This is a genomic window from Flavobacterium sp. U410 (assembly GCF_053570605.1).
Genome location: NZ_JBSEFI010000020.1, coordinates 31,698 through 50,149, shown reverse-complemented (window position 1 = coordinate 50,149; position 18,452 = coordinate 31,698). Strand labels below are relative to the sequence as shown.

General features: G+C 34.8%; 16 protein-coding genes. 4 read left to right on the top strand and 12 right to left on the bottom strand.

The features are described 5' to 3' along the window. Nucleotide 1 precedes the first annotated feature (1 nt). The 4 genes from ACUSJC_RS13215 to ACUSJC_RS13200 all read right to left on the bottom strand — a co-directional run bounded on the left by ACUSJC_RS13215 (nt 2) and on the right by ACUSJC_RS13200 (nt 4,402). Entirely contained in the window at nt 2–1,204 is a 1,203-nt protein-coding gene (locus ACUSJC_RS13215) for a restriction endonuclease subunit S (RefSeq protein ID WP_449270037.1), read from the bottom strand. Nucleotides 1,205–1,251: 47 nt separating this feature from the next. Further along, nucleotides 1,252–2,802: a type I restriction-modification system subunit M gene (locus tag ACUSJC_RS13210; protein WP_078796963.1), complete on the bottom strand. Its 1,551-nt coding sequence runs from the start codon at nt 2,800–2,802 to the stop codon at nt 1,252–1,254. Nucleotides 2,803–3,064: 262 nt separating this feature from the next. Then, entirely contained in the window at nt 3,065–3,904 is an 840-nt protein-coding gene (locus ACUSJC_RS13205; RefSeq protein WP_449270036.1) for an RteC domain-containing protein, read from the bottom strand. A 75-nt stretch (nt 3,905–3,979) separates the two neighbouring features. Continuing rightward, nucleotides 3,980–4,402, bottom strand: coding sequence for a MarR family winged helix-turn-helix transcriptional regulator (locus ACUSJC_RS13200; protein ID WP_449270035.1), 423 nt, complete (start codon nt 4,400–4,402; stop codon nt 3,980–3,982). A gap of 48 nt (nt 4,403–4,450) precedes the next feature. Here ACUSJC_RS13200 and ACUSJC_RS13195 point away from each other — a divergent pair, with 48 nt between their 5' ends. After that, nucleotides 4,451–6,709, top strand: coding sequence for an ATP-binding cassette domain-containing protein (locus tag ACUSJC_RS13195; protein WP_449270034.1), 2,259 nt, complete (start codon nt 4,451–4,453; stop codon nt 6,707–6,709). A gap of 5 nt (nt 6,710–6,714) precedes the next feature. Here the strand turns inward: ACUSJC_RS13195 and mobB are convergent, their stop codons facing one another. Then, a complete protein-coding gene (gene mobB, locus ACUSJC_RS13190; RefSeq protein WP_449270033.1) occupies nt 6,715–7,977 on the bottom strand; it encodes a conjugal transfer protein MobB in 1,263 nt (420 codons plus the stop codon). Between the two features lie 4 nt (nt 7,978–7,981). After that, complete coding sequence (gene mobA, locus ACUSJC_RS13185; protein ID WP_449270032.1) at nt 7,982–8,416, bottom strand: conjugal transfer protein MobA; 435 nt, start codon at nt 8,414–8,416, stop codon at nt 7,982–7,984. 538 nt (nt 8,417–8,954) lie between these two features. Between mobA and ACUSJC_RS13180 the strand changes: the two genes are divergently transcribed. Continuing rightward, nucleotides 8,955–9,413 carry a DUF3408 domain-containing protein gene (locus ACUSJC_RS13180; protein ID WP_449270031.1) on the top strand — a complete coding sequence of 153 codons (459 nt, stop codon included), beginning with the start codon at nt 8,955–8,957 and terminating at the stop codon, nt 9,411–9,413. Nucleotides 9,414–9,717: 304 nt separating this feature from the next. Here the strand turns inward: ACUSJC_RS13180 and ACUSJC_RS13175 are convergent, their stop codons facing one another. Further along, a complete protein-coding gene (locus ACUSJC_RS13175; RefSeq protein WP_115169824.1) occupies nt 9,718–10,212 on the bottom strand; it encodes a ClbS/DfsB family four-helix bundle protein in 495 nt (164 codons plus the stop codon). A gap of 344 nt (nt 10,213–10,556) precedes the next feature. Here ACUSJC_RS13175 and ACUSJC_RS13170 point away from each other — a divergent pair, with 344 nt between their 5' ends. Further along, complete coding sequence (locus ACUSJC_RS13170) at nt 10,557–10,853, top strand: helix-turn-helix domain-containing protein (RefSeq protein ID WP_185210453.1); 297 nt, start codon at nt 10,557–10,559, stop codon at nt 10,851–10,853. After that, a complete protein-coding gene (locus ACUSJC_RS13165) occupies nt 10,850–11,131 on the top strand; it encodes a helix-turn-helix domain-containing protein (RefSeq protein ID WP_449270030.1) in 282 nt (93 codons plus the stop codon). Before ACUSJC_RS13170 ends, ACUSJC_RS13165 begins: the two co-directional genes overlap by 4 nt. An 18-nt stretch (nt 11,132–11,149) precedes the next feature. Here ACUSJC_RS13165 and ACUSJC_RS13160 read toward each other — a convergent pair whose 3' ends face one another. Genes ACUSJC_RS13160 through ACUSJC_RS13140 form a run of 5 tightly spaced genes read right to left on the bottom strand, consistent with a single transcriptional unit; the run spans nt 11,150 to nt 18,422 of the window. Continuing rightward, nucleotides 11,150–14,113, bottom strand: coding sequence for a TOTE conflict system archaeo-eukaryotic primase domain-containing protein (locus ACUSJC_RS13160; protein ID WP_449270029.1), 2,964 nt, complete (start codon nt 14,111–14,113; stop codon nt 11,150–11,152). Between the two features lie 13 nt (nt 14,114–14,126). Beyond that, nucleotides 14,127–15,152, bottom strand: a complete 1,026-nt coding sequence (locus tag ACUSJC_RS13155; protein ID WP_449270028.1) for a hypothetical protein — start codon at nt 15,150–15,152, stop codon at nt 14,127–14,129. Continuing rightward, complete coding sequence (locus tag ACUSJC_RS13150) at nt 15,153–15,374, bottom strand: KTSC domain-containing protein (RefSeq protein WP_449270027.1); 222 nt, start codon at nt 15,372–15,374, stop codon at nt 15,153–15,155. Further along, nucleotides 15,371–17,155, bottom strand: a complete 1,785-nt coding sequence (locus ACUSJC_RS13145) for an ATP-binding protein (protein WP_449270026.1) — start codon at nt 17,153–17,155, stop codon at nt 15,371–15,373. The genes ACUSJC_RS13150 and ACUSJC_RS13145 overlap by 4 nt, the downstream gene beginning before the upstream one ends. Continuing rightward, on the bottom strand, nt 17,142–18,422 hold the full coding sequence (locus tag ACUSJC_RS13140) for an SIR2 family protein (protein ID WP_449270025.1): 1,281 nt from the start codon (nt 18,420–18,422) through the stop codon (nt 17,142–17,144). The genes ACUSJC_RS13145 and ACUSJC_RS13140 overlap by 14 nt, the downstream gene beginning before the upstream one ends. Between the last annotated feature and the right edge of the window lie 30 nt (nt 18,423–18,452).

Genomic DNA, 18,452 nt, shown 5'->3' with positions numbered 1-18,452 from the left:
TCTATACAAACATTTGCTGTAACAGGTATTTTTTTTGATTTTCAAGCCGTTCTAAAGTTGCTTTTTCAATTTGAATTTTTTGGTCAACTTTAGATAGAAAAGATGCTATTTGTTTCTGTTCTTCAATTGTAGGGAATGGAAGCTCTATTTCAGCAAAATAACTGTAACTAATCATCTTTCCGTCTCTGATTCCTTCTAGTTTTCTGTTAAGCAATTTAATATAATCAGGTGTTTTAAAATAGTATTTATAAAAATTCTGGGCGATTTCAATCTTGTTTCTAAGAATAATATATGCAGGGCTACAAATCCCTGTATAATCAGAATGTTCAATACCTCCTTGAAAACTTCTTAAACTAATGATAAAATCACCTATTTCCACTACTTTATAACTTTCAATACTTCTTTCAGTAACTGTGATTTGATAATCAATTAAATCTCGTGGAACAGCTCCTTTATCTTGGGTTATTGCTAATATTGGTAAATCAGAATAATGATTTTTATTAGAAATACTTTCAAACAATTCACCTCCTTTTTTGAAGCTCCATAACGGAAAAGATTTTCCATTACTGTCTTTTAACTTTACTTTTTGTCTGAAAATATTTTCTTGCAATCCCAACATTTGGGTTTTTAGATTTTCAATTATTTTGTTTTGGGTTTGGATTCTTTCGTCGATAATACTAAGGAATGATGCTATTTTAGCTTGCTCAGAAAGTGATGGAATATTAATTTGGATATTTGAAAAAGTTGTTTTGTTTATGATTGGAACAGCTTGTTCTGCAGACAACAATTTTATTTTTTTAGAGCTAAATTCTAATAAAGAAAAAACAAAATCAGCATTATGTTCTAATGAAACAATAGCATTAATTTGTTGATTTGTAACACAATCTTCCCATGCTTGTGCAACTTTTCCTATCGTTGAACCAATACAGACAAACAAAGAACTTCCTTTCTTTATCTTTCGTCCTTTTCCGAAGCCTTTTAGGGTTAAAGTAGTTTTACTCTTATTGACATATCTATTTGTTTGAATATCTGCAGGAGACACAAATAAGTATTCTCCTCCATAATATGATTCATCATTAGTTGGTGGTGTAGAACCAGTAACAATTTCTCCAATTTCCCCCAACTTCTTAGTTTCCCATTCCTCAGTAAATTCAGGAAATCTCAAATTAGGAACCTTACCTACTTTTAATTTTTTATTTATCATCTCGATGATTCAATTTTCGTTAGTAAAAACATTAAGGATGTAAAAAATTAAAAAACAAGTCCCAATTCTTTGAAATACACATCAATTTCTTTGTCCAGTTCCGCTCGTTTTGCTTCTAAAGATTTAATTTCCTGCATTACGGATTGGATATCGATTTCTTCTTCAGCTTCAAACGTATCCACATAGCGAGGAATGTTGAGGTTATAATCATTCTCTTCAACTTCTTTTAGGGTAGCTAAGTGACTGTATTTCTCTATAGTCGTTCTGTTACGGTAGGTTTCTACTATCTTATCGATATGTTCTTCCCGCAACATATTTTGGTTCTTTACCTTTTCAAATTCCTTGCTGGCATCAATAAATAAGATATGGTCAGGATCTTCTTTACACTTTTTAAATACCAGAATACAAGTCGGAATACTTGTTCCATAAAAAATATTGGCAGGCAAGCCGATGACCGCATCCAAATAATTTTTCTGTTCGATCAGGTATTTACGGATGTGCAATTCTGCTGCTCCTCGGAATAATACACCATGAGGCAGAACAATAGCCATTGTTCCGTTCTCTGCCAAATGATAGATCATGTGCTGCACAAATGCAAAATCAGCTTTGCTTGATGGTGCTAATTTTCCATATTGGCTAAAACGGTCATCATTTAAAAATAATGGATTGGCACTCCATTTCGCTGAAAAAGGAGGATTTGCGACAATTGCTTCAAATGGCATATCGTTTAGATGCTGCGGATGTTCCAGAGTATCTTCTTGCTTAATATCAAATTTCAGATAATGTACTCCATGCAATATCATATTCATTCGAGCAAGATTGTAGGTGGTGCGGTTCATTTCTTGTCCGTAGAAATTATTGACATCTTTTACTTCTCTTGCTACACGTAATAATAATGATCCCGAACCGCAAGTTGGGTCATATACTGATTTTAGACGGTTCTTGCCAGTTGTAACGATCTTTGCGAGAATCTTAGAAACTTCCTGAGGGGTATAAAATTCACCTGCTTTTTTTCCAGCTCCACTGGCAAACTGACCGATCAAATACTCATAGGCATCACCTAATACATCTAATTCTGTATCATTCAATTTGAAGTCAATTTCATCGAGATGCTTTAGAACTTTTACGATAAGTGTATTTCTGGCATCAGCCGTTCTACCCAGATTATTACTATTCAAATCCATATCAGAGAACAAGTCCTCAAAGTCTTCTTCACTTTGTGTTCCCATTGTACTGAGCTGGATATTGGTCAGGATTTTTTGTAAATCTTCAAGAATGAAATTGTTATCACCTCTTTTGGTAATTTCGCTAAATAGTTCAGAAGGCTTTAAAAAATAACCCAATGTTTCCAGAGCTTCTTCTCGAATAGCTTCAATATATTCTAAACCTTTAGGCGTATCTTCTTTGATATCTCTGAATTGGATTTGATCTTCTTCCAAAATGGAATTCGCATAAATTTCCATTTTTTCAGCCAAATATTTATAAAAAATAAATCCCAAAATATAATCTCGGAATTCATCTGCATTCATTTTTCCACGTAACGTATTGGCTATATTCCAGAGCTGTTGCTCTAATATTTTCTTCTGTTCTTCTGACATTGAAACAAGCGTTATTTGATTAGGAATTTTTAATCCTTAAGAATCCACTAAAATAGTAAACTTTTAGCTACTAAACATTATTTAGGCTGTAAAAAAGGTGGTTGTTTGAATAGACAAATTTGGTTTAGAAAATTTTGAAAATGCATTTGTTACAAGTAATACTAGAAGAAATCAGCTATTTCTTTCTATAAGAATTTAAAGAACATTTTTTCTCTTTCGTTTTATTCATCTGTTTTTGACAAGGATATCTTAGAAGTATTTTTTACAAATCTTTATCCATATATTCTTCTAAAGAAGATTTCAGTTGGTCTAAAAAAGCAGTTCTGGAACTGGCTCGATATTTCATTCGATGGAAAGAATGATGCAAGTCTCCTAAGGAAATCTGAAACATTCTTTCTAAAGCCAAACTGATTTTGCGTATTCCTATTTTACCATTAGAAAGAGAGCTATTTGCGTAAAGAGCATAAATCAGTTCTATCAAGGCATTTTTGGTATCTGTCCAAAGGATGCTATCAGATATATCCCTCGCAGAAAAATCTGCCATTTCATCATCATTGATTTTTTGGAGAATGTAGGTATAGAGTAGTTCATTGGCTATTATCCGAGCCACTTTGTTATCGTAATAAGTTGAAAATAGAGGATCAATTTCAAATACAAAACTATTCAAACCGTCGTGGAAGTTAATATTACCCAATCTAAAGTAAGTTTCATCACGGTCGGTTCTTCCTGAACGGTAATATCTGTAAAAATCTGAATTGTAGATATGCTCCCTGTATTCCTGTTTTAATTCCTTCAACTGTTCCAAAAAATAACTCGCATACATTTTCCCTCCATCAACAGGGCAAGCTGTCTGTATGCGAAATATCTTATTGTGGTAAATGAGCTTGGAGAGAATATATGGCTTGATATTGCGAAAGAAATTGATCTCCTCCCAATGGTTTTTAAAACCTTGCTTTGTAACATCCTCTCGTATAGACCATAAGTATTCTTTTAGGTATATAGTCATTTGATATGCTTCATCAATTGCATTAGGTGCAGACAGCGAAATAGCATTTTCTTTTCGCTGTATCTTTGAGATAATATGATTTAATGAAGATGTCATTTCTATTTATTATTTAAGAAGCATTCTTTAGCACATTGTATTGAGTGATTAACTAAATATTATAATCATTTATTTCTACTTCATTATCTCTGCCAACACTTTATTAAGCAATTCAGTTAGATTTTTTAAATCATCTTTAGTTAAGGTTTTAGAAGCTTTTTTCGCTACTGTCTCCCTAAAATTCTCAGAATTATCTATAATGAATTTGCCTTTATCCGTTACACTCAAATTGAAAATTCTACGATCGAGTGATGACTGTTGCTGTTTAATGAGATTATGCTCAATCAAAAATTTGAGCTGTTTGGAAATAGCAGGCGGACTTATGTTAAACGCTTTAGCAATTTCCTTTACTATACATTTATCATTGCGGTAAATGTATTCGATAATGTTATAGTGAGTTGCTGTTACTCCATTTATATCACTCCTATTCATATTCGCCAAGATGAAGCATTGTAAATCTGTAAATACTTCATAAAATTTCTTTTCAGCTTTGTTCATAGAATGTAAAATAGTTAACTTTGTTAATAATTTCCAAAGTTAATTAATATGAAGCATATTAACATCATAAATGCAAGGCAAAATAATCTGAAGAATATTTCTGTACAGATACCTAAGAATAAAATTACTGTTTTTACAGGTGTTTCAGGTTCGGGTAAATCATCTTTAGTATTTGAAACGATAGGAGCTGAAGCACAAAGACAGTTCAATGAAACACAAGGCAGTTTTATCAGAAACCGCCTGCAACATATCGGCGTTCCTGATGTGGATAAAATAGAAAATCTTAATGTACCTATTATTATCAACCAAAAAAGATTAGGCGGAAACGCAAGGTCAACGGTTGGGACTGCCACCGATGTTTATGCGTCTTTGAGATTGCTTTTTTCCCGAATGGGAAAGCCGTTTGTGGGATATTCCAACGCTTTTTCATTCAATAACCCTTTGGGAATGTGCAAAGAGTGTGAAGGACTTGGCATTGTACAGGCCGTAAATACAGATGCTCTTATAGACAAACAAAAATCTTTGAACGAGGGTGCAATAATCTTTCCGACTTTTCAGCCAGGCGGTTGGCGTTTGACACGATACACATTATCAGGTTATTTTGATAATGATAAAAAACTAAAAGATTATACTACGGAAGAATGGGATATACTTTTGGACGCCGCAGAACACAAACCGAAGAACCCTGATAAAGAATGGGGGAAAACGGTAAAATACGAGGGTATAATCCCTCGAATTGAAAACGCATTCTTAAAAAAGCAGTCACAAGAAATTATCACCCGAAAAGAGGCTTTAAAAAATATTATCATTACCAAACCTTGTCCTGTATGCAACGGGCAAAGATTGAACGACAAGATTTTGTCTTGTAAAATAAACGGTAAAAATATTGCGGACTGTACGGCTCTTTCGATAGATGAACTTTTAAAATTTGTTGGTTCTTTACAATCCAAAACTTTTGATATAATTCTTACTGAACTGAAAAAGAAACTTCAAAACATCGTCAACATAGGTTTACAGTATTTGACATTGGACAGAAGAACAGACTCGTTGTCGGGTGGAGAAAGCCAAAGAATAAAAATGGTGAAAAATCTCGGGAACAATCTTACGGATTTGCTCTATATTTTTGACGAGCCAAGCATAGGACTTCATCCAAAGGATTTGCAAAATATCGCTACAATTATTAAGCAGATACGTGATAAAGGCAATACTGTCTTGATTGTTGAACACGATCCCGATTTAATAAAAATTGCGGATTGGGTTATTGATATGGGATTACAATCAGGGAAGAATGGCGGAAAAATTGTTTATGAGGGCACATTTCAGGGATTGAAAAAATCGAAAGGAAAAACAGGTGCGTACTTTGCAAAGACACCTGAAATCAACAATAACCCACGATCTGCAAAAGGATATTTGGAAATCAGGAATGCTAACCTGTATAATCTTAAAAACATCAATGTAAACATTCCCCAAAACGTAATGACAGTAATTACAGGAGTTGCAGGATCGGGCAAGAGTACATTGATTAACAAAGTATTGCCTGAATTTTATCCCGAAACAACCATTATTGACCAATCTTTATTTACCACAGGTGTACGCTCCAATTTGCTCACCTATCTAAACTTATCTGATGATATAAGAAAACGGTTTTCAAAAGCGAATAATGTATCCGATAAACTTTTTAGTAGAAATAGTGAGGGTGCGTGCGAAAACTGTAAAGGTATAGGTGTGGAAAAAATTGATTTAGCATTTATGGATGATATTGAACAACCTTTCGAAGTCTGTGGTGGTTCGGGTTTTAAGCCACAGGTTCTAAAATATCATTATAACCATAAAAATATTGTTGAGGTAATGGATATGACCGTAGAAGAAGCCTTTGATTTTTTCTCTGACAAACTCTATCGTGAATCTTTTGATATGTTACTTAAATTAGGTTTAGGGTATCTTACTTTGGGGCAAAGATTAGACAGTTTTTCGGGTGGGGAAAGACAACGCTTAAAACTGACCAAAGAATTGAAAAATTCCAATAAAATAATTGTTCTCGATGAACCAAGCACAGGCTTACATCCAAGCGATACTGAAAAGCTATTGCACTTTATAAATGGGCTTGTTGACAACAATAATACTTTAATAGTTATAGAGCATAATCTTGACGTAATTGCTCAAGCCGATTGGGTTATAGATATTGGGCTTGGAGCTGGTAAATATGGTGGAAATGTTGTGTTTACAGGAACGGTTTCTGATTTATTGAAAGACAATGTTTCGGTAACGGCAGAATGTTTACGGCAACATCTGTGTAAGGTGGAATAGTTGCCTCATAACTTTCTTTGTTTCTTTTTCTTCTTCATTCGGTTGGCAAACTGTTCTTCCTCGTAATCCTCGCCCTGTGCATTAGGTAACAAGCTGAACAAGCCAATACCAAAATTAGGCGAATGCTCCTGTGAAAGAAACTCAAAAAGGTCTTTTGTTGGTTGGTGGTCTATCGTGTTGGTATTGGAAACAGAGTTATCCTGTATTTTCAATTCGGGTTTATTTCCATTATTCCACCAATCATTAAATACGTTTGCCGACAAATTTCTGTCTAATTGTGAGCCATTCCAAACGCTACGGCTCTCGTGGTCAATAAATGTTATACCGTAAATCCGTCCGTTATCGTTCCTACGGACAACGGTATTGATACCCTGCTCGGTCAATTGCTTTCTAAACTCCATTTCTTTGCTTGTAGTATGTATAGCAAGCTCAACCGTGTTTTTCAGAACAGACCTTACAGGCGTGGTTTTCATTTTCTCTTTGGACTGCTCAAAGTGTTTTTGCAGTTGTGCAACGCCTGCATCTTTCCCAAATAGTGATGCCTTAAACGGATTGCTTGCCTTGTTGCCGTTCTCGTCCAATGCCACATACACCAATCCGTTTACGGGCTGTCCGTTCCGCTCTCCTTTAACTTCTTCAGCTGTAATGTTGAAAAGTGACAGCAAAGCATTGTAGCTACCCATAGTTGAAAAGCTGTAATACTTTGGAAGATGGCGGACTACCGAAGCAATTTGGCTCTTTATATCGCCACTTTGATAATCCACAGGTTTAAAAACTTTATTGTCCTGTTTCTGCTCTTGTTCGGTTGCTTTGTGCAGGTTGTATTTCTGTTCTAAATCCCGACAGATAGCCATTGAACGTGGATGGTCGTAATCATCGGGAATTTTCTTTCCGTCAATACCTACGCAAGTTGAAACAATGTGTATATGTGTGCGGTCAATGTCCGTATGCTTGAAAACAATATAAGGTTGACTGCCGTAGCCCATACGCTCCATATATTCCTGAGCCATTTCGGTAAACTGCTCATCGTTGACCTTATCCGCAGGATCTGGGTTCAAGGATATATGCCGTACCGTCTTTTCCGTTTTGATGTTTGCCGACAAATATGGCTCAAAGCATTTATTAAAATAGGCTACGGAATACTTACCGTCAACTGTGTCGGGTATCTTGTTCAAGAGCAGAACCGCTCCGTTTTCTTTATCTACTTTCTGTTGATTGTACAAAATCGCTCCATACATATTGCTTCCCTTTCCAATTTTTGCAATCATAACTTTACTCTTTTTTCAGATGTTTTTCTTCAAATTCTTGTGTCAAACGGATAACTTCTTTAGTAACTTGTACCAATTCTATGGTTTCCTTTTCCAATCTAAAAAGGTATGTTCCTGCTTTTTTCTCTGAAAAATTTCGGTATAATATCTTCACAATCTGATTATAATTTGTTCCGATTGATCGGAACTGGCTGAAAAATCGGGTCAACTTTTCGTGATATTCGATAGCATCCATATCAATTTTTATGGTTTTTACCGTTTTTTGAAAGATACAGGCTGTTATAAAATGAGCAATGACTTTGATTTCTGATTGATCAAAGAGAGCAAGAAACTTGGCATTATCCTGTGCATTCAGGTTGATGGAATACCGATGAACCGCAGGGTCAATCTTTGGTTTTCTTCCTGATTTCTTAATCTGTTTTCTGTCTTTCTCTTCCATAATAAATCTTAAACAAACGAGCGACTTCGGAGCCGTTTCCAGCCCCCTGCAAGGGCAAGTGCTCTTGAGGTGCGGAAATTTATTTCGAGGACCTCAAGAGATAACTTGCTCTGAACAGGAGTTCAGAAAAATCCGTTTTGCAAACGGATTGGAGTTAGCCGAAAAAAAGCAGTCGCTTCCATTACAAAATTCGATAAGACTATTTGAATAACAACAACTTACAATCACGCCAAACAAAGCCAATAAACGCCAAATACTACCACCTTTATGGGGATTGGAATTGCTTTTATTTCCTTTGTAACTGGTTATCTGGCTGATTGGTTATAACCTTATCTATATAGCCAATCGGCATAAATCCCGACAGCAAATCTGCGTGATTGAATGCAGACGAATTATACACTTTTCAGTTAACGAAACAGCTAATTAAGGGTATGCATGTGCATAGGTAGATAGTTGGTTACATAGGTGCAATCGTACATACAACTGACTGCTTAGTTAACCAAACAGCTAATTGGATATAATATTAAAAATAAGAGATATGATACACGAAGAAAACAAAAATCAGCAACCCGAAAAAGAGTATTTTTCTATTGAAAATTTCCTAACTGATGAAAAGAAACAACCTTTGATGAAACAACAAGGAATAACACATCGGGAAGACTTTGCAAAACCCGATGTGGATGAGGAAGCTATTATGCGTGTAATGGCAGGAGAAGACCCCGAGGAAATAGCAACAGAAACGGAACAAACTAAACCGTCAGCGAACAGTACGAAAAAAAGTACCCCCAAGCCAAAGAAGCTGACCAAAGAGGACTACTGCGGACAGGTCTTTAAAATTCCGAACAGTACTGCAAGCAGGGGTAAATCGGTGTATGTACGGCAGGAACACCACGAAACATTTAACAGGCTTACCCATATTGGCATCGACAAACTGACGATTTATGCCTATCTGGACAACATTATCGAGTACCACTTTCAGGAGTTCGGGGAGTTATAATTAAGGAAATCTATAACGATAAGCACAAACCGTTGTTTTGACAACCATCCTTTGGTCAGGATGCGTAACTCCTTTTAAAATTGTTTTCAAAACAAAAAAACAGAAAAAAAAGAAAGCCATTTAATCAAGGCGGAAAAGCGGAAAACCAAAAGGAAACGGAATAAGTCCCGAAGGGTGGCAGGGCAACTGAGCAACTCGGCGAAGCCACCTTATTTGCCCTGTCATTATGCCGTAAGCTTTTGGTCGGTCGGTGCGGTTGGTGTCCGCCTTACCTTTGCTACCTTTTTGTTCTTTTTTAGAGGGATTATGGTTTTAGAGATTTCTTAATAATTTTTATTGCCCAATCATAATGACTTGATGTTGCAGAAATAAGATATGATCCAAGTGAAGTTGTGCCTGTCCATTTGTATCTTTTCTTCTCAAATAATTCTTCATTGGTATGCTTTTCAATGATATTCTGAACATCAATATAAGATTTGTTAAGCAAGTGTTTAGCTTCTTTTAAAGTAACTCTTTGGTAGTCTTCCCAAATTTTTTTGTTCAGTTCAGGAGTATCTTTCCAAGTATAACCTTTGGCAGGCATTTCTGGTTTTTCGCCTTTCATTCCGACATTATACCAATTTACCATCATTAAATGCCAATGGTGTATGTGGGACAAAATATCTCGGATGTTCCTATTCATTGTGCCTTTTGGAAACTCTATGTTTTCATCAGCCATATTATTAATCAAGTCAAATAACTTATTGAAGTTGTCTCGACTTAATTTTATCAGTTGTTCTTTATTTGTCGGTCTGGACATTCTAGCTATTCGGTTAAACAGTTTATCTCAATTAATCATACAAATTTACACAAATATCCTCCTGTTATAATTTCAAAGACATTGTTTTTTATACCGTCACGCTTTGCGTGCAGTGGAAATCCTTTTTTTGTAGCGTAGCGGAACAAAAGATTGAAACAGAAAGCCCGACCCACTTGTATTTTTTGCGTAGGAAAAAATGCAAAGGCACACGCTTAAAAACAACAAACCAAAGTTGGGATTATAGCTGAGTATTTTACATCTGAACGCCAAACGCTACCTCTGACGGCAACATTGGAATGGCCTATGTAAATAGCTTTTATTTTCGAGGTTTAAATGATGCAGATATGGAAATAACAGTTTTAGACATTCAGATTTTAAAAGCATTGCATAGGGAAGTAAAGGAAGTTTCCAATCTAATTGCGGAAATGACCGCACCCTACAAAGCATTGCAACAGGCAACAAAATGGCTCGACCAACAGGAAGCCTGTCAACTACTAAACATTAGCAAAAGAACTTTGCAGACGTACAGGGCAAAGGGCATTCTTGGGGCAACGCAAATCAATCGGAAAACATATTTCAGATTATCCGAAGTGGAATTACTTATGCAGGGAGAGCGATCATTAGAAAAGCAAAAGAAATGAAACAGATTGCAAATTCAAACGAGGATATGCTTGCTTTGCTCGAAGCTGTGGTAGGCATCAAAAATGAACTGCTGTATATCAGGGAATATTTTCATCCACTCTTAAAAGGGGAAATTTATCTGTCAGGCGAACAGGTTTGCAAGATGTTGCATATCAGCAAACGGACGTTGCAACAGTACAGAGATGACAGACTAATACCTTTTATCAAGCTCGAACGGAAAATCCTTTTTCGAGAAAGTGATATTATCAAGGTGTTGGAAGACAACTATCAGCGTTAGCTGATTGTGGTCATATCTCTAAATCAGCCTTTCTTCCAATAACCCTTTCCAAATTGTGAGCCCTTTATTGTCATCAGAATAATCGTGAACAATTCTTGAAAAATTTTGTGGATTGGTTTCCAAATAGGCTTGCCGTCCTTTTTTTCTAATGATGTTTAGTTCTTTATCAACTTGTTTTATGGTGTCAATAAGAACTGATTTGCTCTTTTCTATATGCCAAATGTAGGTCGCTTCTTCTGTATCTAATGTTTCTAAAATGATATGGTAATTTTCTTCTCCTGCCAACAAAAAGACGAATGAAAATGGCTGTAGAACAAACCGCAATTTCATTACATTCCGTTCGTGCCTTTCAGCCAACAACTGAATGTGTTGCGAATGTTTGTACTGCTTTCCTTTCAATAAGTCCTCTAAAATATTTTCAACATTAGTGTAAACATTTTGATTTTCAGGAAGCTCGTTGGTTGTAAGAATATTTTGTTTTGATGTCGGAATTTGACCTATAAAACCCTTATTCAGAAACTGAAACTTTACACTTTCGACGATTTCTTTATTGATGTTCTCAATATCGACAGAAATCGCTAATTGTGACAAAATCACTCCATTTTCTATTTCAGCACAAATATCAACCATAACAAATTTTGATTTCAAAACCTTGATGAAATAAGGTTTCAACACTTCAAATTCTGGTCTGAATTCTTCATTTTCGATTTCAAAATCAAATCGTTGGTTACTTTCTTTATCAATGTGTTCAAAACCAATATTGCCGTACCTGAAATCCAAATCTTCTATGGCTATTTTTATTTGCTTTTCTAAAATGAAACTCTGTCTTTCCGGAATAATTTCGGTTGGTTCGTCAAATAGGCTTGCTTGTCTGGCTATCTGTCGATAATAAGCATTTCGTTTTAAAAACAGTTTATTGAGGTAATCAATTTTGATGTCTCGATAATCATAAATTGTCGGATTGATTTCTGAACGTTGTACACGTCCAATATACTGAATCAGCTTGCCTTTGAAAGAAAACGGATATACCAAAAACAAAGAACTGATATTGGATAAATCTGAACCCTCTCCAAAATATTGTCCTGTGGTAATTAATACCTGAAAATTGCCTTGTTGTAATGTTTGCCATTTGGATTTTCTGTTGCTTTCAGTATCATCTCCGCTTAACGTAACGACTTCGTAAGATTGTTTCAGAAAAAGGTAAAGTGTATCGATATGTTCTTTTCTTTCGGTAATAATGACAATTCGTTTTCCTTTGGAAAGTTCGTTTTTGATGTCATTCAGAATAAGTTTGCTCCGTTCAGAATCGTAAACCAATATTTTTGAAAGTGTTTCAAAATTGTCCGTTTTGGAATTGAAAGGAATATCCAAATTCGTATTTCTGACAATGATTTGAGCGTGTTTGAAGTTTTCAATTTGGTTGCTACTAATTTCTGAAATAATTTCTCCAAGAAAAGCAAAAATCAGTTTGTCATCATTGTATTTTCGGAAAGGAGTTGCCGTCAATCCGTAGAGATAAAATGTGTTTAATTTCTCAATGGTATTACGAAAAGTTTCGGCAGGAATATGATGGCATTCATCCACTAAAATAGTTGCAAATTGATTTTGGATTTGCTCTATTTGTTTCGGTAAACTTTGGATAGTCGCTATCGTAATCTGCTTTCCAATCTTTGCCTTTCCTTGACCAATAATGCCGATTTCGTGTTTAGGAATTCCAAGAAAAGCCTGAACACGTTCTTGCCATTGTTCCAATAATTGTTTACGATGTACAACGATTAGGGCAGGTTGCTTTTTGTCTGCAATAATCTTCAACCCCATTATCGTTTTACCCGAACCAGGCGGAGCAACGATAACGCCAAAAACCTTTTTTGAAATTGTTTCAATAACTTTTTGCTGATGATTTCTCAACGTAGCATAGAACGAGTATGGGATTTCTTCTTTAAGTTTTCGGTTGTCTTGAAAATCAAATTCCAGATTTTGTTCTTTGCAAAATCGAAGCAATTTTCCAATAAATCCTCTCGGAATAATGATTTCATTTTCCGTTTCTTCAACGAGTTTAAAATATCGTTCTGTGCCAAAAGTGTTTTTGCCCGATTTCTTCTTGATAAAGAACTCTGAATTGGCAAAATTCAATTCCTCTTTCAGAAAGTTGATTAGTGGAGTTGTTAACCCATCTCTTTGAATGAGAATATTTTGTTGAAGTGTAATAGATAGTTTGCCATTATGGTTTTTAGCAATTGGTAAATTTTGTATTGTTGAAATTTCCTGAAATAACTTTTCCAAAATATCAATCGAAACTCGTTCGGTTTCTTTTAAAAACTGCCATTGGTCTGTATTAGGTTCAAATGTTTCGGGATTGATAAAGCAACTATTTCCATTCTCCAATGCCGGCTTAAAAAATGGAAGTGCAACCAGATTTCCCAAACCTTTTCCAGAGAGAAAATCTTGATTTGGAAATAATCGGTCGAAACTTGAACTTTTGTCAAACATTGAAAACACTCCCGATTGCTCTAAAATGGAAATGAAAACTTTTCTGCTTCGGATTGCAGGATAAGGTTTGTTAAAAAATATCCAGACGTGTCCACCGTTTCCCGAACGGGAACGTTCCAAATAGGCTGGGATATTGTTCTTTTTACAAGTATTCAAAAAAGTCACAGCTTCTTCTTTCCAGTTTTGCTTATCAAAATCCGCTACTAAAAACCAAGAAGTATTGTCTTGCAATAAAGGATAAATACCGATTTGCTGTACACCATTTAATTGTTTTTGAATTTCATTATCGGTAAGCGGTAAATAGGTTTTATGCGGATAATTTGCAAATGTTCCGCCATTCATTTTGTGTGCCCGATAGTGATATGGGTCATACTGATAAGCAGGCATATAGCCCGACTTTCCTAATTTCTCCCAACGAACAGAAAACACGTCTTCACGACCTTTGAATAAGGAACGGAATGTGTTTATATTTTTAGGGGAAGTTTCATCCATTTTCTGAAAAATATTACAAATCAGAAATGTCTTTTTCGACTATTCTATATTTAGCCTTAACGTCCTCTCCATAATAATAATCCAATAAATCTTTTTTGGTAAGTGTTCCGTCTTCTAAAAACTTCTTAAGATATTGTTGATTAAATTCCATTAAAAGAATAGATTTTTCCAATTGTTTAAGAATGGATTTATTGTTTTCAATATTGTTTTGAACCAAATTTTTGATGGACGTAATTTCGTTAATATCCTTGATAATTCTATTTACGAGTATTACTAATAAATCTTTATCCAATTCAACTTCTTTGGCATTTAAAGCAATATCTCTTGCAAGCATATAGGCTATTGCCAAATTGGAATAATCTCCTTTTTGAGAATTGATAATTGCAACAAAACCAATTCCTGGTATATATCCGACATTTTCAAAATTCCTGAGAATAGAATTATCAACCAACGAAATATCAAAAACGATTAAACTAACTTTTGCATCTCGATTTGCCTGAGATTCTATTAATTGGCTCCAAGCCGTATCTGTTTTTCGTGTAAAAATTTCTTTATTCTCAATTTCCCCAAAACGGATGCTTTTATCGAACTTACATTCAATAGCAATTTTAAGATTAGGATTACCGTCTATTTCACAAATAATATCTCCAGTTTTATTTTTGGGAATACTCCCCGCTACATTTCCTGTTAAAAACGCTTTGTCTTTTAACTTTTTTTCTTGGAAGTAAAGGTTTAGAAAATCGGCTATTTCGTCTTCAGCCAATACTCCTTTGATTGTAGATTTATAAAAGAGTTCTTTCTTCATCTCAAAAATCATTTTCAGACTTTCGAGTTCTGTACCCAATTCATTGGTTGTTTTAGAAAGGAATGCAGAAATACGGTCTTCCATTAAAGCCAAAACTCCAATGTATATAGCCCGTAACAGTTTCTCGTCCCTTTCTGATGCAGGAAGATTATCGAAATAATTAAACACTATTTGGTTCTCAATTTCGAACTCTTTTATTTCTACTCTTTTTAACTGTTGATTTAAGTTTAGCATTTATTCTATTCTTTCGTAAGGATAAACATTTTTAAAACTTCTATTCAGGTAAGAACCGTGAGAAGGTGCTTCCAACAAATTTTGATATTCGTGTGCAGGAACACCTTTATAAACATAAAGACTTCCGTTCAGAAATCTAACATAGACTTCTTGATTTTGTTCATCATAACCAATACTACTAATATTTGACGAACTTACTGGGGTCATTTCTGGTAAACTCATATTTTATAATTTTTATTACGCCAAGATTTTAATAATTGTTTGTATTCTTTTTGTGCATCATCAATTTTTTCTAACCACTTTTCTGATGCTTTAGGGTCTGAACTTTTAGGAGCGTTTGCAATCTTATAGAATTTTACGCGTGATGGTATCTTCACTGCTTCTCCCGAAATAAGGGCTTCACCAGTTCTCAAACTTGGTAATAAATCTACCATACTTTGTAATTCGTCTTGAACAGCGGAACGAATATGTCCCCTGTCTTTGGAATTATTCATACGTAACGCAATCATAGTCCCACATTGACTTAATACGGTTTCATCCAGTTCTGATGGTCTTTGTGTAACGAGTAATAATCCTACTCCATATTTTCGCCCCTCTTTTGCAATCATTTGAACTGTTCGTGAAGATATTGAATGTTCGCCTGCTTTTAAATAATTGTGAGCTTCTTCTAAAACAATTAGCAATGGTTGGTTTTTCCCTCCAACTTTTGTATTGACACCCCAAAACAACCCGTCATAAATAATTTTCAGAAGTGTGCCAGATATAGAAGATGTTATTTCACTTGGAATACCTGACAAATCCAAAATCGTTATTGGTAATTCGTTACCAAGCCATTTCAAAAACATCGCATCTAAATCATCTTCTGTCTTACCATCCTTGTCGGGAGTTAGTTTACCTGGAGAAAATAAAAAGCTATAACTACTGTCATTTAGCTTGTTTCTCATACTATCCAAAAAGCTCAACAAGCCTTTAGCTTTTTGATTTAAAAATGGTGCACTGTTCCCCATTCCTGCAGGAGTATATTCATTAGAGATTAACTTTTCAGCATCTCCCGTAACTGTTAATGCACTTAATGTGGTTCTTGTTGTGTCTGTAAAAGTTTGTTTTTCAAAATCAGTTAATTCAAACCATAGTCGTTTTACACTAAAAGGAATTGGGGAATCGGCTGTAATAGATTCCCTTGCGACTTCTATTTTATTATCTTCAGCACTTTTGATTTTTGCCTCTACAACTTTCTCTCTGATGTATTCTCTATTTTGGTCTGTCAAGTTCCCTGAAAATATTTTCATCAACTCATTAAAAGGCAATGCCCAAAATGGAATTTGTAATTTGTTCTCATCATCTGAAGAGTTTACTTCTATTACTTTTGAATGTTTTGAAAGGGCATCATTATATTCTCCGTGAGGATCAATTACCAAAATTCTTGAACTTGGAAATTCCCTATTAGCTATGGATTGAAGCAATACCGAAACAGAATTTGATTTACCACTACCTGTTGAACCTACAATAGCACAATGTCTTGAAATGAGTTTATCCAAATCAATTTTGGCATCTAAACTTTCTGATACACTAATATTTCCAACAGTAATTGAATTGGCGTCTTCATATCCACCATAGATAACATCAAGGTCGTTGATTGTTACTAAATGAACTTTATCTCCTGTTGTCGGGTATTGTGTAACTCCTCTTTCAAACTTTTTCCCAACCTGTTCTCCTGCCAACACTATGTTTATCCATCTTGTATTTTTCAAAACGTCATAATCCTTAGCTACCGCCTCTCTTAAACTTTCAGGAATTGCGGCTGAACCTATTTGTGTTACAATTCCGTAGAGGTTTGCGTAGCCCAAAGGGATTCTTACAAATGAACCTATTTGTCCTACACGATAAACAACGCCATCTATGACAGGCATATTGGATTTAATGTTGTCAAACAGTTTAACAGAAATACTATTCCCGCTAATACTATCTATTTCGCCAATTTCTGTTATTCTATTTTTTGACATTTTCTCCGAGCTTTTTGATTTCGTTATCACTTACCATAGAGTTCAGGAATGTAGCGAGTTTACCGAAATCAGGTAATATAAATTCTCCTTTGCCCGTCCAAACCTCTTCGCCTTTTGTTTCTTTATTTTTTTCTTCATTTGAATCTATAGCTCCATCTTCATCAAAATATAGATTAAGATTAACTGTATCATCTTTTGAAGGTTCTGATTTTAATTTCCATTCGGCATAATTGCAACCGATTACCGCACTGCGTGAAGCATAAATAGAAACTTTAGGATTATCCAAACCTATCTTTGAAACATTGGATTTATCATCTATTTTATCATACTTATCAAATATTAGCCCTATAACGTGTGATGTTGTATTTGTTTTCAATGCTGAAATAATACGTGAATTGATGTGCTCATCTCCCCAAGAATATCCACAAGTAATCAATATTGCATCATCCTGCTTTAAGAAGTTTGACAATCTATCCATCAAACTTTCGTAAGGTTGCTTTTTTGATTCTTTATATTTTAGAGTAGAAGGATAAATCAAAATATCATCGTCATCAGGACTAACTCTTAATATCTTTTCTGTATCCATATCATAATGCCAACCTAAAGAACCGTGAATTTTCCAAAGTTTTGTCTGCTTTGGTAGAAAAGAAAAATCTTCAACTGATTCAGGATTGAAAAACGCCCTAAGACTACCACAAAACCCATCATAATAAGGAATTTCTTTGTGTTCTAAACCAAGCTCGAATAGAAAATCATAATTAGTAGTAAAAACTTCAATAGGAAATTTCCTTTCAGCTTGACCAATCCAATTGGCAAAATCTGTTTGGACTAATTCACTTACTATATCTTTTGTTACAATTTTTTCATCTTCTTTTTTATGAACACTTACTTTTTTCCTTACTCCTTTCTTAATTTCTTGAATCAATCGTGCAAACTCATCTTTGTTAAGAGAATTTAATGTTCCTTTTCCTATAAATAATACTTTCTGCTCAAGATTTGACAATATTGTTTCTATGTTGAAACTTTTCTCCCCAAGCTCTTCTTTTATCTCCTCTAATGCGGTTTTATATTTACCATCAAGTTTCCCAACCTCGTCCACAATTTCTGATGTCATTTTTCCAATTGCAGGAACGGTAAGAGACGTTTCATTCTTTGTGGCTAACGAACTTCCTGCTCCGAAAAGAAAGCCTATCTTCTTTTTATCAGAAATTAATATTTGTTGAATCCCTCTGATATATTCTGATGGGTCGTGAGTATTAATATTCATATTTCTAACTGTTTTTTAATTCATTTTAAT